The sequence below is a fragment of the Rothia terrae genome (assembly GCF_012396615.1).
Taxonomy (GTDB): domain Bacteria; phylum Actinomycetota; class Actinomycetes; order Actinomycetales; family Micrococcaceae; genus Rothia; species Rothia terrae.
The window spans coordinates 24,320-40,366 of record NZ_JAAXPV010000003.1 but is presented as its reverse complement, the minus strand read 5'-3'; the positions used below and the strand labels follow the sequence as shown (position 1 = coordinate 40,366).

11 protein-coding genes are annotated in these 16,047 nt (G+C 53.3%); 6 read left to right on the top strand and 5 right to left on the bottom strand.

All coding sequences use genetic code 11. The features are described from left to right. The first annotated feature begins 796 nt into the window (after nucleotides 1–796). Nucleotides 797–2,173, top strand: a complete 1,377-nt coding sequence (locus tag HF984_RS02420; protein ID WP_168614099.1) for an NAD-dependent succinate-semialdehyde dehydrogenase — start codon at nucleotides 797–799, stop codon at nucleotides 2,171–2,173. Nucleotides 2,174–2,328: 155 nt separating this feature from the next. On the opposite strand, the gene HF984_RS02415 is transcribed toward HF984_RS02420, so the two are convergent. Next, entirely contained in the window at nucleotides 2,329–3,375 is a 1,047-nt protein-coding gene (locus HF984_RS02415) for an ABC transporter substrate-binding protein (RefSeq protein WP_168614098.1), read from the bottom strand. Nucleotides 3,376–3,473: 98 nt separating this feature from the next. Between HF984_RS02415 and HF984_RS02410 the strand changes: the two genes are divergently transcribed. Together HF984_RS02410 and HF984_RS02405 are read left to right on the top strand one after the other, a co-directional pair. After that, nucleotides 3,474–4,655, top strand: coding sequence for a FecCD family ABC transporter permease (locus HF984_RS02410; protein ID WP_168614097.1), 1,182 nt, complete (start codon nucleotides 3,474–3,476; stop codon nucleotides 4,653–4,655). Beyond that, nucleotides 4,639–5,676 carry a FecCD family ABC transporter permease gene (locus tag HF984_RS02405; RefSeq protein ID WP_168614096.1) on the top strand — a complete coding sequence of 346 codons (1,038 nt, stop codon included), beginning with the start codon at nucleotides 4,639–4,641 and terminating at the stop codon, nucleotides 5,674–5,676. Before HF984_RS02410 ends, HF984_RS02405 begins: the two co-directional genes overlap by 17 nt. 110 nt (nucleotides 5,677–5,786) lie before the next feature. Here the strand turns inward: HF984_RS02405 and HF984_RS02400 are convergent, their stop codons facing one another. The 3 genes from HF984_RS02400 to HF984_RS02390 form a co-directional block, all read right to left on the bottom strand. Continuing rightward, complete coding sequence (locus HF984_RS02400) at nucleotides 5,787–6,548, bottom strand: GTP pyrophosphokinase (RefSeq protein WP_168614095.1); 762 nt, start codon at nucleotides 6,546–6,548, stop codon at nucleotides 5,787–5,789. A 160-nt stretch (nucleotides 6,549–6,708) separates the two neighbouring features. Then, nucleotides 6,709–7,731, bottom strand: coding sequence for a magnesium and cobalt transport protein CorA (locus tag HF984_RS02395; RefSeq protein WP_168614094.1), 1,023 nt, complete (start codon nucleotides 7,729–7,731; stop codon nucleotides 6,709–6,711). Nucleotides 7,732–7,838: 107 nt separating this feature from the next. Further along, nucleotides 7,839–8,414, bottom strand: a complete 576-nt coding sequence (locus tag HF984_RS02390) for a hypothetical protein (RefSeq protein WP_168614093.1) — start codon at nucleotides 8,412–8,414, stop codon at nucleotides 7,839–7,841. A 198-nt stretch (nucleotides 8,415–8,612) separates the two neighbouring features. Between HF984_RS02390 and HF984_RS02385 the strand changes: the two genes are divergently transcribed. After that, nucleotides 8,613–9,386, top strand: coding sequence for an SDR family NAD(P)-dependent oxidoreductase (locus HF984_RS02385; RefSeq protein ID WP_168614092.1), 774 nt, complete (start codon nucleotides 8,613–8,615; stop codon nucleotides 9,384–9,386). A gap of 91 nt (nucleotides 9,387–9,477) precedes the next feature. On the opposite strand, the gene HF984_RS02380 is transcribed toward HF984_RS02385, so the two are convergent. Then, complete coding sequence (locus HF984_RS02380) at nucleotides 9,478–10,773, bottom strand: adenylosuccinate synthase (RefSeq protein ID WP_168614091.1); 1,296 nt, start codon at nucleotides 10,771–10,773, stop codon at nucleotides 9,478–9,480. Nucleotides 10,774–11,065: 292 nt separating this feature from the next. Here HF984_RS02380 and HF984_RS02375 point away from each other — a divergent pair, with 292 nt between their 5' ends. Further along, nucleotides 11,066–11,911 (top strand): HAD family hydrolase, encoded by an 846-nt coding sequence (locus HF984_RS02375; protein ID WP_210729528.1) that lies wholly within the window; start codon nucleotides 11,066–11,068, stop codon nucleotides 11,909–11,911. 181 nt (nucleotides 11,912–12,092) lie between these two features. Beyond that, nucleotides 12,093–15,977 (top strand): S8 family serine peptidase, encoded by a 3,885-nt coding sequence (locus tag HF984_RS02370; protein ID WP_168614090.1) that lies wholly within the window; start codon nucleotides 12,093–12,095, stop codon nucleotides 15,975–15,977. Nucleotides 15,978–16,047: the final 70 nt, after the last annotated feature.

The following is a 16,047-nucleotide window of genomic DNA, read 5'->3' as shown; positions in this document are numbered from 1 at the left end:
AAAAGATTAGGGCTGACCAGTAGTTTTTCATACACCATACCCTATGCACTCCACAGGAGAGTCCGCTTAATCCTCGCATCATGAAGAAATGTGATAGGGAAAACCGCAAACACACTAGCCATAAACTACTTCTTAGCCTACAATCGTTTATTACCAGTGAGAAACTTAGCGTTTACTTTGCAAGTTTCTACGGTTAGAAGGGGTGCCTCAGCCAGATGAATTAAAGCGCACTGGCTGAGACACCACAGGGACGCTCGACCTCATTGTGTAGGGGGAAAGCAATAATGAGGGAGCAAAGAAGTCCCGTTCCAGCATCCTCTAGAAACGTTTAGGGAAGACCGTCTCTAGTAGCTGAAGACTCTTACACGCTAGCTCCGTAAGAGCCTTTTTTATTCTAGAGCAGAATATTGCCTTGTAAAGGCAGAATCAGCTGGAAAATGAAAATTTCTAAACTTCTTTTCACTAAGCATACTTCTAGTAACCTAAAAAGGTTTAACTCCTAGTCAGAAGCCTCTTTTGACAGCTTGCTGAGTAAAAATAATTAGTTTATTAGGCTTACTAAATGTCATTTTATGCGGTCTTAAGCGCACTCAGCAGAGGCATGAAGCGCCCCTTTTTGTGAGGTGGATGCACCGCATCAAAACACTATTTCGCACTTTCCGTGGATTCACGCTGTAAAAACGCGCAAATTACAGCGTAAATCCACGGAAAGTTGAGGTGGCAGAAGAACCAGCCCATGTTTCGCTGTACGACAAACCTCTAGCTCTCATCCACGAAAGATGATTCGCTTAACATTATGAGTAAATACGCACTAACCAACGCAAACACGGGCGAAGTTGAGCAGACTTTTGAGACGCTCACTCCCGAGCAGCTTCCCGCCATCATCGACGCTGCTGATGAGGCTTTCACCCTGTGGAAAGCAACTCCCATCGGTCAGCGCGGCAAGGTTCTGCGCACTTTTGCTGACCTCGTTGACGAGAACGCAGATGAGCTCGCAGACATTATCGGACGCGAAATGGGCAAGCCCTTAGCACAAGGTAAGTCGGAGCTTGAAAAGGTTGCCCGCACCGCCCGCTGGTTCGCTGACAAGGCGCCCATTCACCTTGCGCCCACCGAACTAGAGGCATCTGGTGCTGAGCGCACCTATGTTGTTCACCAGCCTCTGGGCGTTCTGCTGGGTGTTATGCCATGGAACTTTCCCTATAACCAAATCGCGCGCTTTGTCCTACCTAATCTGATGGTCGGCAACACCATCTTGATGAAGCAGGCATCCATCTGCCCCGTCTCATCACAGAAGTTCCAGGAACTCCTCGAAGAGGCCGGCCTGCCGCGCGGTGTATACACCAACATCTACATGGACAGCAAAGACACCGAGAAGATTCTTAAGGACTTCCGCGTTAAGGGTGTCTCGCTCACCGGCTCTGAGGGTGCGGGCGCATCCATCGCGTCCATCGCGGGTGAAAATCTCAAGCGTCAAGTGTTGGAACTCGGCGGCAATGATCCGTTCGTGGTTCTCGACACCTCGGATGTCAAGAAGTTAGCGCAGCAGGCAGTGACCTACCGCACCACCAACGCCGGTCAGGTCTGCACCTCACCCAAGCGCATCATTGTGCTTGAGGAGTACTACGACGACTTTGTGGCAGCCGCCAAGGAAGCCGTAGAAAACGTGACCGTCGGTAATTACGACGACCCCAACACCGACATGGGTCCCATGTCATCAGAATCAGCTCGCGATGATGTTCTCAAGCAGATTCAGGACGCGGTTGCTAACGGCGCGACCTTGGTGACCGGCGGTGAGAAGCTGGACCGTCCCGGCTGGTTCATGTCACCGGCGCTCCTGACCGACGTGGATGTTGAGTCTGAGGCTGGGCAGGAGGAAATCTTCGGCCCCGTCGTCAACGTCTTCAAGGCTAAGGATGAAGAGGACGCCTTGCGCATCGCGAACGCCACAGAGTTCGGTCTCATGGCGTCTGTCTGGACCGAAGATTTGGAGCGCGGACGCCTGTTTGCTGAGCGCATCGAGGCCGGCATGACCTTCGTCAACAAGCACATGGAGTCAGAACCAGCATTCCCGTTCGGTGGCATCAACCGCTCAGGTTTTGGACGCGAGAACGAACGCTGGGCCCTACGAGAATTCACCAACGAACACCTGGTGCGAGTGCATAAGCAGTAGGTCTGGTATCTCAATACGCCAGAAGGAAGCGGTGGGTCATTTTTGAGTAAAGGTGTCCCACCGCTTCCTTCTGGCGTATTAACAAAGTTACGCTTTTATCCGGTGTACAAATCAGTAAACTCTAGTAAGTTTTACTAACCAGCTATAGCGCTACTTTATAGGGCGCTCTGAATATCTTCGATCACACCAAGAGCGGCCGTTATACCTGCATTTAAGAAGAACATATCTGAATCAACTTTGACAGCATGATCGTTCTGCACCGCGCTCAAGGTCTCCCAGAGTGCCTCGGATTTCAGCGCAGCGTCATCCTCGCCTTGAACGCCGTAAAAAATCCAGCTAGCATCTGCCTGATCCAGCTGCTCAGCACTAATATCAACACTGGTCTTTTCAACCTGCTGAGATTCAGGACGCGCTAGTTTTGCATCTGCTGCAATGGACCCCACAAACGAGGACGCTGCGAATACACGGTTGCGATCAGACTGTGCGTAGAGGAAAGAGAAAGTGTCAGAATCTGATGCCTTTTCGGCCAACTCAGATACCTTGGTGTTGTAGTCACTGAGCAATGAATTTGCCTTATCGGTGGTGCCCAGTCCCGCAGCAATCAGCAAGAAATCCTGTTTCCAGTTCACGCCGGTACCCTCAGTGACCACTGTTGGTGAGATGGCTTTAAGAGACTCGTAGAGGGAGTCATCCTTGTTGGTGTTGTTAATCAGAATTAGATCCGGCTTGAGATTCGCAATTGCTTCGATATCAGGTGCTTTGCGTGTGCCAACAGTCGCCATAGAATCAAGAGCAGACTTCTGATCGTTATATTTTTCAGCTAGGTATGTAGGTACTAAATCAGCATCGTTAGCAGTCGCAGAGGCCGCAGGAACAATGCCCAAAGCGAGAATATCGTCCAATTGACCGGTTGACAGAACCACGATTTTGCTGGGCTTGGTTTCCAAAGTAGTTTCACCGCGGAAGTGCTTTACTGTGCGGGGGAATTCGCCATCTTTAGCAGGGGTTCCCATGCCATCGGGTAGAGAGGCTGGCGCTAGGTCAGTACTCGTTGTTGCCCCGGTAGAAGAAGATTCAGAGGAAGTAGAGGGCGTTTCTGAGCCGCAGGCAGCCAAAAGAATGCTGGCGATACCAGCACCACCTACTGCAGCAAAAGAGCGACGGGACAGGATAACGTTGGACAGTTTTTCGCGTGAGCTCATATGGATAGGGTAACCTAAGTTAAAGAGAATTAGCGAATAAATATATGCTTTTATCCACTTTATGAAATAGTTATCCAAGAGGGCTTTTGCTAGGAGGTATGGTGGCAGTCGTAGGAATCAGTCGTGTTCGCGCACGCCAATTCTCACTGCGCCATTCAATCTTTGCGCACCGACGAATCCCTCTTATAGCCTTTCTCTCGCTCCTTCTGTTGGTGTGCCTGATCATACTTTCTCTAGGTATCGGTTCTCGTGCGCTCACCCCAACGGAAACCTTTCAGGGACTTTTCAGCCCAAGCACTACTACTGAATCAATTATCGTTTGGAAGCTTCGTTTACCCCGTACACTTGCTGCCATTGTGGTGGGCGCATCCTTAGCAAGTGCCGGTGTCCTCATGCAAGCACTGACTCGTAACCCTTTAGCGGAGCCAGGACTACTCGGCGTAAATAGTGGAGCTGCGATAGCTGTAGTCAGCGCAGTAGCATTTTTTGGGATAACTTCCACCGGTGGTCAGGTGTGGTTCGCCCTGGCAGGCGCAGCGTTAGCTGCCTGCTTATCCTTCTTACTAGGAAGTACTCGCAGTCGCTCACAGGACTCCGTGACTCGACTTATTCTTGCTGGTGTTGCGCTAAACGCCTGTTTCGGTTCTATTACTGGCATTATCACAATGTTTAATTCCGTAGCTTTTGATTCTCATCGTTTTTGGGTGGTGGGATCAGTTGCTGAGCGCACTTACGGTTCAATAGCGGCCGTTACCCCCGTAATTCTTGTTGGATTGGTGGCGGGGTTACTACTCATCAAACCGCTATCCGTTCTCGCGTTGGGTGATGACTGTGCTGCTAGTTTAGGGCTCCCATTACCGATTATCCGAGTAACAGCTCTTACCGCAGTTACTCTCTTATGCGGTGGTGCGACAGCGCTTGCTGGTCCAATTAGCTTTGTGGGTCTAGCAGTGCCGCATGCTTTACGGATACTAGTAGGCAACAAGCTTTCACGTCTGTTGCCCATGTCTCTTATCGCCGGTCCTATACTGATGCTTGGCGCCGATATTTTGGGACGTGTCGTTGCCATTCCCAACGAAATCGAGGTTGGAATCGTCACTGCTTTTATAGGAGCACCTATTCTGCTGTGGCTGGTGATGCGTATAAATTCAACCCCTAAGACACCTCGCTTTAGCAAAACAATGCGCGCTGACTGCTCCTCAAAAAACTATTGCACTGCGCCTAGTGAGTCTCTGAACCACGCTAAGCGAAAGCACCTTCCGCATGCAGGAAGAGCGTGAACTAGTGCAGATTCGGCGTGAAACATGGACGGTTTTGTGTCTATTAACATTGGTGATCATGGCGCTTTTCACCCTGTTGGCGGGGACCTATCAGGTGGAAAGCGGAAATATCTGGTCAGTATTAACCGGTAGCGGTAGCGCATTAGATCAACATATTATTTTCAATCAACGGCTCCCCCGCCTGGTAGCTGCGGGAGCGGTGGGTGCATCGCTGGGATTAGCTGGCGCTATCTTCCAGTCTGTTTCTCGCAACCCGTTGGGGTCGCCCGATGTTATTGGTTTTACAACAGGTTCTGCTAGCGGCGCGCTCTTTATTATGTTGGTCGCTAGCTCTATGACGAGTTCAGATTCTACTGGTTTACCTGGAATTAGCATCGGTCTGGGCGCTGTGTTAGGAGGTTTTCTCACAGCGGCCATCGTCCTTCTTCTAACGAGTCATGCATCCAAAAATGGTGGAACGTCCCTGGGAAACCAGATGATCCTTATAGGTATTGCGGTGGGAGCAATGTTAGGGTCGCTCAACGATTACTTACTCACCCGCGCAGATTTGGACGCCGCAGAGAGCGCTAAAACATGGCTCTATGGTTCTCTGAACGCGTTGACGTGGGATGTGGTGGCGGGGCCGGTTCTGCTTATTCTATTCTTCGTCCCAGCAACCCTACTTTTAACCCGCCGGTTACGAATTCTAGAACTGGGTGACGACCTGGCCTCTAGTTTAGGAATCCCGCCTAAAGCCACTCTCAATATGCTGGTGGGAGCAGCTGTTTTATTAACTGCTCTAGCTATTATGCTGGGCGGTCCCATTAGTTTCGTGGCTTTGATTGCTCCGCAGTTGGCAACCCGTGCATGGAAGACACCGGGTATCGCTCTCTGTCAATCCTCGCTACTGGGCGCTACATTACTCGAGATCGCCGATTATATAGCCGCCCATGCGCTGAGCCCTTTTCAGATTCCGGTTGGTTTAGTCATGGGGGCAGTAGGCGGCCTCTATTTACTGATAATGCTGATACGCACTCGATAGCTCTGAACCGTATCAGGGACATCGCTTTCACACTCTGACGTCAAAACGCTAAGAGAAAATCTGCAGTAGAGATTATCTAAATTAGTGACATTGTAGGTACCCGAGAGGGGCTAGTCTTTGTGTTTGATAGAGGCCATCTCCCACAATTGTTGTAGGAGCGCGGAGTTCGCGATTTCATCGTTACCCACGATGCGCGGCCCGTTGCCTTCACCGTGCACGGATGTATGTAGGCGTTCCATACGCTCATCTAATTCGGCGGCAACGCGAGCGGTCTCGGTAAGCTCATCGACCAAATGATCAGGCACTTCACCCTCGTACTTGTAGAAGATTTTGTGTTCCAAAGCCGCCCAAAAATCCATGGCAATCGTGCGAATCTGCAGCTCAACCACGACGTCCTTGGGCCCGGTAGATAGAAAGACCGGCACCTGCACAATCGCGTGCAGAGACTTATACCCGTTGGGTTTGGGGTTCTTAATGTAGTCTTTGACCTGCAAAACCGTGATGTCAGACTGGGAGGCGAGCGCGTCCAGCACCCGGTAGGTGTCGGCGATAAAGCTGCAGGTGATGCGAATACCCGCGATATCGAAGATGTTTTGCGCGATTTGCTCGGAGTCTAGTGGGATGCCCTTGCGCACCAGCTTTTTAGCGATAGATTCGGGGGTTTTGATGCGTGAGCTAACGTGCTCGATGGGGTTGTAGCGGTTGCGCTGCATGAACTCTTGGCGCAGAATCTCCACCTTTGTCATGACTTCGTTGATACCGAACTGGTATTCCATCATGAGCTGAGTAAAATCTTCACCAACTGCTCGCATGGCGCTGAGCGCCGGTATGAGGGCTTCATGAAATTCGCGGGAGGAGTCATGCTCTAGCATCGTGTTCCTAAAGTAGTGCGACGGGGTTATCCCACTATTTTTTCACACACCGGGTGGGGGTAGGCAGAACGCAACCTGCAAAAATAACGTGAGAGGGGAGGGATGTGCCGTTTTTGAGCTTAAAAACGGTACATCCCTCCCCTCTCACGGTTCAAGGAATTTACAGCCATTCCTTACGCTTGAACACAACCCACAGCCCAAAGGACACAAGAACCATGAGCGTCAATGACGCGGGGTAGCCAAATGCCCAGTGGAGCTCAGGCATATCATCAAAGTTCATGCCGTAAATTGAGCCGATAATAGTGGGAGCAACCAGAATTGCCGCCCACGCAGAGATACGCTTCATGTCATCGTTCTGACGTTCCGCCACAATGGTTGAATTCACGGCGAGCGCGTTTTCTAGGGAGTTGCGCAGGTCGTCCACGCGGTCATTGACGTGCAAAACGTGGTCGTTGACGTCTCTAAACCGGCGGATGAGTTCTACTTGCTCCTCGTTGTCTTCCGCCTTGGCAAGGATTCGGATGCGTCCCATCAGAATATCCAGCATCTGTCCCACAGGTTTTACCGCACGCTTGAAGTCGCTCACCTCATTCAACAATCCGTAGGTGCGCTGAGAGATTTCGGAGGCCTCTGAATTATCGGCAAACAGGGTATCTTCAACCTCGTCCCCGTCATTTTCAAGGCCTTCGATTACAGGGAAGTAGCTATCTACCAGCGAGTCAAGGACGCGGTGCAAGAAGACGAGCGGGACGACAGGACGCCCTTCTTCATCCAGTGCTTCTTGGAAGGCGTCCTGCATGGCTTTGCGGGTTTTTTCTTGAGAACGCAGCGCGTCCTTTACCAGCCAAATAACAAAGTTTTTACCCACGAACATATGGGTCTCACCAAAGCGGACTTCTTCTGTCTCGTCGAGGTAAACGGTGGGGCGCAGAACCAGAAAGTAGGTGCTACCGTAGCGGTCGAGCTTCGCGCGCTGGTGACCGTGTTCGGAGTCTTCCACTGCCAGCTCGTGCAGGTCAAAGATGCGGGTGAGCAGCTGAAGATCATCGTGTGTTGGGTCGAGCAGGCCGATGAAGGCGCGGTCATCACTGTCGGCAGAAAACTTAGTTTCCAGTTCGGCCAGTGTTTCGATTTCTTCAATCGGCCCGTCGATGCGGGCTACTTTATTGAGTAGCAAAGACATGGTTTCTATCTTAGGTGAGGACACGGCGTTGCACGAAAACGATTACCCCCGGTGTTCCGCTCACTACAAGGTGTTAAAGTCCCAGTGGATGAGCGCAGCGCCAAGGGTTAGTTCAGCGCGCTCAGGTAAAACAGAGCAACGATGCCACCCACGAGCGTCCCCAACACAAGTTCGAGCGCACTATGACGCTTGTTGTGCAGGCGCGCCCAGACAGTCACCGCCCAGATAAGTGCCCCGACCACAAAATAGAGCGTAGCCCCACCCAAATACACCGGCAACACAATCCCGAACAACGCCGCCATCAGGGCATGAATACTGACTTTGATGATGAAGTTGAGAAGCATCGCAACGACCAGAGTCGCGGCAGCGGTATTCATGATGAGCTGCACGTCACGGCTTGTGGGAAGCAGGTTAAGCAGCAGGCATCCGATGACAACGGATACCAGCGTCATGACGTACAGTTGCGTGCGCTGTTCACGCACCTGCACAAAACGGTCGGTGGTTTTGCCGCTTTTATACAGGCGAACCGATAGTACCTGCGGCACCAGAACAAGAAAACCCAGGGCAACCCCAATAGCAGGTAGCGGATGCGGGTCTGTAGCTAGCGCAATGGTCGAGATAAGGATTCCGCAGAGAATAAACGGAGAGAAAATCTCGGCAAGCAAAGAAGCAAGTTTGTGCATGGCATCGTTTCTGGTAGGTGTTTGTCTCTAGGGTACTCCCGATGCCGTATATCCCGCAGCAAAAGTCCTAGCGAGCATCGCTTTCTGCGGCGCTCGCAGTGTTCGCTACACGGTAACGATGCGTCTTATACCTTTACTTTGACTGTTCGGAAGAGAAAGATAAGTATAAAGACTTTTTGATACATGAAAGGTAAAAACATGGCTCCCTTGGCACTGGTTACAGGCTCATCAGCCGGTATTGGTTTCAACATTGCGCAGCAACTAGCCCAGCGCGGTTACGATATCATCACCGTTGGCGCATCCGATCGCGTGCACGAATCCAGCAAGCACCTGCACGGCGGCAAAGTCTACCCTGTGCAGGTTGATCTCACAGCCGATGGCGGCGTTGAGCAGCTGTGGGCAGAGGTTGAAAAGCTAGGACGCCCGCTGGATATTGCCGTACTCAACGCGGGTAAGAGCTTGGGCGGCTCTTTCGTCGATACTGACCTCGACGAAGAGCTGTATATGCTGAACTTAAACGTCACTTCGCAGGTTAAGCTCGCGAAGAAGGTCGTGACCGCTATGGCAAAGCAGCGTAGTGGACGCATCCTTATTACCACTTCAATGTCAGCCTTGACTCCCACCCCGTTCGAGTCTATTTACGGCCCCACCCGCGCTTTCATGTACAGCTTCGCCCAGGGTTTGCGTGAAGAAATGAAGGATTACGGCGTTTCAGTGACCGCGCTTTTGCCCGGTGCAACCGCCACTGACTTCCACCACACCGCAAAGATGGATAACACCAAGTTCGGTGATAACAGCTGGAAGAACGATCCAGCGTTGGTTGCCCGACGCGGCGTTGAAGCGCTGTTGGCTGGCAAAGACCACGTGATCGGCGGTAACCTCAAGACCCGCATCGACGCTTTCAAGAAGAAGTTCCAGAGCGAGGCAGCCAAGGCTGAGCAGTTCGCACGCTCTAGCCGCCCCAGCAAATAGGTTCTTAAAAACTAACCCCCGGTGTTTCGCTCTTCCACTGATACTTTAAGGTCAGTGAATGAGCGGAACATCGGGGGCTAGCTCGTTCTTTTTACTTCTCGTCCTCAATAAGGTCGCGCACGACGATGGTCTGCTCGCGGCCGGGGCCAACGCCGATTGCTGAGATGCGGCATCCTGAGATTTCTTCAAGCTTCTCAACGTACTTGCGAGCGTTCTCGGGCAACTCATCGAGTGACTTAGCTTCGGTGATGTCCTCGGTCCAGCCATCGAAGTACTCGTAAATGGGCTTCGCGTGGTGGAAGTCCGACTGGGTCATGGGCATCTCATCAAAGCGCACACCGTCAACGTCGTAAGCTACACATACCGGAATCTTATCCAGGCCGGTGAGAACGTCCAGCTTGGTGATGAACAGATCGGTGAAGCCATTGATGCGCACTGCCTGACGCGCCAGCACAGCATCGTACCAACCGCAACGACGCGGGCGGCCGGTGTTCACGCCGAACTCGCCGCCGGTCTTCTGCAGGAACTCGCCCATCTCGTCGAAGAGCTCGGTGGGGAAGGGGCCAGCACCCACGCGGGTGGTGTATGCCTTCTGAATACCAATCACGCGTGAGATGCGGGTGGGGCCAACGCCTGAGCCGACGGATGCGCCGCCAGCGGTGGGGTTGGATGAGGTGACGAAGGGGTAGGTGCCGTGGTCAACATCCAAGAAAGTTGCCTGGCCACCTTCCATGAGCAGGTTCTTACCCTCGTCCAGCGCGTCGTTAAGTAGCTGAGTGGACTCAACAATCATGGGCTTGAGGCGCTCAGCGTAGCTCATGAAGTACTCAACGATTTCTTCAACTTCTACGTGGTGACGGTTGTAGACCTTCACCAACAGTTCGTTCTTCTGACGCAGTGCGCCTTCTACCTTCTGGCGCAGAATAGACTCGTCGAGAATATCCTGAACGCGGATGCCCAGGCGTCCTACCTTGTCCATGTAAGCGGGACCGATGCCGCGTCCGGTGGTTCCGATAGCGCGCTTACCCAAGAAGCGTTCGGTGACCTTATCCATGGTCTGGTGGTAGGGCGCTACCAGGTGCGCGTTTGCTGAGATCTTGAGCTTTGAGGTGTCTGCACCGCGTGCTTCAAGACCGTCAATTTCTTCGAAGAGAGCTTCGGGGTTTACCACAACGCCGTTACCGATAACGGGTACAGCGTTTTCTGAGAGGATGCCTGCCGGAAGGAGCTTGAGCTCGAACTTCTGGCTGTTGACAACAACGGTGTGGCCTGCGTTATTGCCGCCGTTGGGCTTGACAACGTAGTCGACGCGTCCGCCGAGCAGGTCGGTTGCTTTGCCTTTACCTTCGTCGCCCCACTGGGCACCGACGATTACGATCGCTGGCATGAAATGTGTACTCCTTGGTAAGGATGCTTCACCCGGCTGAATTTCACAGCAGGTGCGGTGTGCGTGAGCGTGGTTTCTACACCGCGCTGCTGGACGGCATAAGTGCAGTGCACACCAGCTTTTAAGAATACCCGTCTGATGTGTAGGCGGGCTATCTTTTGCGGGTTTTTATGCTGACAAGTTGCGGTTGAGTGGTCGAGAGGTCATTTTTGGACGGGTTTGGGGTTAAAAACTGTCTTACATTGACCTCTCGGAGCGGGTGGTAGCTAGGCTTAAAAGTGCAGTTACTTGTGTGGAGGTTGAATTGTCTCAGCTGATTTTTTTGGACGTCGATGGCACTGTCTGCGATTACGAAGGCAAGGTTCCTGCTTCTGCGGTGCAGGCTATCCGTGCCGCGCGCGCCAACGGGCATCTGGTGTATTTGTGTACCGGTCGTAGCCGCGCAGAAATTTATCAGGAGCTTTGGGATATCGGTGTCGACGGGCTGATTGGCGGCAACGGTAGCTACGTGGAGCACCGTGAAGAGGTGGTTGCTCACCAGCTTATCTCCGCTGAAGATTCGCGGGGCATCGTGGATTGGCTGACAGCCCGAGGTCTCCCCTTCTTCCTTAAAAGCAATAACGGCCTGTTTGCCAGCCCAGATTTTGAGGAGGGAGCTGCCACCGCTATTCGCGACTATGCCGCGGGCAAGGGCAACCAGGACGCCGCGTCCTTCACCTTGCGCAAGGCTTTTCCCGAGATGATTTTTGACGGCGAACTCTACCGCAGTGACCTCAATAAGATCAGTTTTGTTCTGCATGATTACCAGGATTTTCTGGATGCTAAACAGCAGTTTCCTCATTTGAAAGCGGGGACTTGGGGCGGCAAGGGTGAGCACGCCCTGTTTGGCGATTTAGCGCTTGATGGAATCACTAAAGCAACCGCTATGCAAAAGCTGGTAGAGCATCTCAATAAATCGCAGGCTGACACTGTAGCGTTTGGTGACGCCGCAGTGGATATTCCGATGTTCGAATACGCTGCCCGTAGCGTCGCTATGGGTAATTCTGGGCAGGGTGCCAAGGACGCAGCTGACTGGGTAACTGCGGATGCCACCGAGGATGGTCTCTATAAGGGTTTTGCGCGTCTGGAGCTTATCTAGCCGGTATTTCTGCACGTCAAGGAACAGTTTGTCACAAAAGGTTCATGACGTAAGAAAACTGCATTTTGCCCATTTGGTGGATTTTTTCACAGGATTCCTTGACAGAGCGGTGACACATACCACTAAATAGTGAGTGAACTATATCACCACATCCACTTTGGAAACTCCCCGAGGAACCCATATGAAAAACACATCACCGCGCAAGAAGTTTGTGCGTGCATGCACGTCCACGGCTTTGGGTCTTAGCTTGGCGCTACCGCTTGCAGCCTTCCCCGCTGCTCAGGCGCTGGATTTGAGCAAGGCAACCCCCACCGTCACCAACCCTGCAACGTCTAAGGTCAGCGGCAATTTGAAGGACGCATCCGGCCAGGTAGCCGTGTTCGTCACCTTCAAAGGCAGCGGCGCATTCGAGGCAACGCAGCCCGCGAATGTTCGCCAAGGCAAGTCAGAACCCGTCAAGGCAACTGCACAGGCGCAGTCCATTGAAAAGGCAGTGGAATCCCAGGCCGCTCAGGTTTCTGATCAGGCAAACTCTGAGGTTCTCTATACCACGCACAACACCGTGCGCGGCGTGGCACTTCAGGGCGATGCGCAGGCACTGCGCGATCTTGCAGGACGCAGCGATGTTGAGCATATTGCCCGCATCATTCCCAAAAAGCGCAGCAACGGTGGCACCGTCATCGACACCAAGGCTATTGATACTTGGACTCAGACCGGCCACACCGGTAAGGACGTCAAGGTAGCAGTGATTGACTCCGGCCTTGACTACACTCACGCTGATTTTGGTGGCCCGGGCACCGATGAGGCGTACAAGGCAGCTAAGGCATCTAAGGATATGCCTGCTGCCGACAGCAAGCTTTACGACCCCGAAAAGTTCGTGGGTGGCTACGATCTTGCCGGCGATGATTACGACGCTGAACAGGCTGACAAGGCTCCTCAGCCCGACAGCAACCCTCTTGACTGTGAACTTGGTGGCCACGGCACTCACGTTGCAGGCACCACCGCTGGTTACGGCGTCAACGCTGACGGCACCACCTTCAAGGGCGATTACACCAAGCTCACCGCAGAGCAGGTCAAAGACATGAAGATTGGCCCGGGTTCAGCACCTGAGGCGCAGCTCATGAGCTTCCGCGTCTTTGGTTGTGAAGGTTCAACCAACCTCACCGGCCAGGCACTGGATATGGCGCTTGACCCCAACGGTGACGGCGACTTCTCAGACCGTGCAGACATCGTCAACCTGTCCCTCGGTTCAGACTTCGGTTCTGTTGATGATCCCGAAAACGCAATCGTGGATGCCCTCTACCGCAACGGCACTCTGTCCGTTATTGCAGCAGGTAACGCTAACGGTTACAACGGCGAAGGCGATACCTACAACATTCTGGGTACCCCCGGTAACACCATTTCATCGCTAACCGTTGCAAACTCCATTGGCTCTTACGCTTACGGTGACAAGGCAAAGATTCTTGCGCCCAAGGGGCTCGGTGACGTTGTTGGTGACTACAGCGCGAACTTCGACTACGGTTCTGCAACCGAAGATCAGCTGACCGGCGAAATCGTCATGACCACTCCCGAGAACCCCTACGCTTGCGATGCGTACCCCGACGGTACTGATTTTGCGGGCAAGTGGGTCTTCATTGACTGGTCAGATGAGACCGGTGACTTCCCCTGCGGTTCAAAGGTTCGCTTTGACCACATTGAGGCAGCAGGCGGTAAGGGCGTCGTTCTAGCATCACAGGTGAAGCTTGAGGATTCCGGCATCGCTGGCAACACCACCATTCCCGGCGTACGCATCAATTCCGATAGCGCCGAGAAGGTTCGTGAAGCCGTCAAGCAGGGCGGAGCTAAGATCCAGCTCAACGCCGATTGGCAGTCAACCGTTGCTGTTGAGACCGGCGCACGCGACACCTTGAATCCCTCAACTTCACGCGGCCAGCACGGTTCACAGGGCTTTACCAAGCCCGACGTTGCAGCACCCGGCACCTCCATTAAGTCAGCAGGCGTTGCAGGTGGCTCAGACCCCGCCGTCATGACCGGTACCTCTATGGCGTCCCCGCACGTAGCGGGTGTTGCCGCACTGGTTCTTGAGGCACACCGCGACTACTCACCTGCCAACATCAAGGCAGCAATCATGAACACCGCTAACCACGATCTCGTGGACGATGAAGGCGATGTATTCTCTGTTGAGCGCGTAGGCTCGGGTCGCATCGACGCATTGGCAGCTATCAACGACGATGTCTTCCTCTACAACTCAGACCGCCCCGAGCAGGTTTCAACCTCCTTCGGCGTAGCTGAGGTAGCTCACGGCGACACCACTACCCTGACCCGCAAGGTCACCGTTGAAAACCGCGGTGATAACGCACGCACCTTTGAGGTCAAGCTGGCAGACAGCTCCAGCCTGGAAGGCGTAAGCATCTCAGCTCCCTCATCGGTGAGCGTGGGTGCGCACTCCTCCGCTGAAATCACTCTGACTGCAACTATCGACGGCTCCAAGCTCGCAAAGCAGCTTGACGCTTCCACCGAAGAAAAACAGTTGGACGAGGCACGCCAGTACATTTCAACCGTCTCAAGCCGTTTGATTCTGACCGACGGCGACTTGCAGCTGCGCACTCCCGTTCAGATTGCGCCCAAGCCGGTCTCTGACATGAAGGTTGAAGACAGCAAGATTAACTTCGCTACCGATGAAGAGGTTGCAAAGGTAAAGCTTGCAGGCTCATCACTCAACCAGAACGGCTACGTATCAGCACTGGGCGCCTTCCAGCTCGGCATCGAAAGCCCGCGTATTCCTACCGGCAAGCTTCCGATTCCTTCAGCTCAGGCAGCAGATCTGCAGTACGCAGGCGCTAACTCCACCATCCCGGCACAGCGTGCAGCGGGCGTCAAGGATCAGCCCGCGTTCGTGAACTTCGGTCTCACCTCATGGGGTAACTGGGACACCGTAAACCCCAACTTCGGCTACGAGATTGATATCGATATCGACAATGACGGTCAGGCAGACTTCTTCGCTATTACCTCACGCGTCACCGGTCTTGATTACCCCGTAGTTGAGCTGCACAAGCGCAACGCAGAGGGTAAGTTCGACATCGTAGACCTACAGCCTCTCAACGGCTCATTTGGCGATATTGACACCAACACCATGGACTCCAACGCGATGGTTCTGCCCGTCCAGTACGACAAGCTGGGCATTACCGATGAGCAGGCTCAGAACTTCCGCTACAAGGTCTTCTCATCCAGCTGGGCACAGCAGGGTGACTTTGAAGGCACTGACTGGGTCTCTTACAACCCCGTCAATCCGGAACTCGCATTCGGTGCGGATAAGAACGTGAATGGCTCACTGTTCGTTGATGCTCCCGAAACCAGCCTGGTTGCTTTCGGTAACTCACAGCACGACACCAAGGCTCTGTTCCTGCACATGCATAATGCGACCGGTGATCTCTCCGGTATCCATGCAGGTGAGGACGGCGCTAAGGCTCAGGTTGTAGGCGTTGGCAAGACCAGCGTCATCAAGATTCAGGACGCTCGCTTTACCGACGTTCCCAAGGACTATGTGTTCTACAACGAGATTTCCTGGTTGGCAAGCCGCGGCATCACTACCGGTTGGAGCGATGGCACCTTCCGTCCCGCTGCGTCAGTAGAACGTGGCCAAATGGCAGCTTTCTTCTACCGTATGGCAGGATCACCACAGTACACCCCACCGGCAACCTCACCGTTCAAGGACGTACCCACTGACTATGTCTTCTACAAAGAAATCGCGTGGATGCATTCACAGGGCATCGCCAACGGCTGGGACGACGGCACCTTCCACCCCGCTGCGTCAGTAGAACGTGGCCAAATGGCAGCATTCTTCTACCGCATGGCAGGATCACCACAGTACACCCCACCGGCAACCTCACCGTTCAAGGACGTACCCACTGACTACGTCTTCTACAAAGAAATCGCGTGGATGCATTCACAGGGCATCGCCAACGGCTGGGACGACGGCACGTACCGTCCTTCTGCATCCATTGAACGTGGTCAGATGGCCGCATTCATCTTCCGCTTTGATCAGCAAGTTCTCAACAACAAATAGAACTTACTGAACCAAACGCAAAGTTAAGAAGGGTGGTCTCAACGGCAAAACCGTTAAGACCACCCTCTTA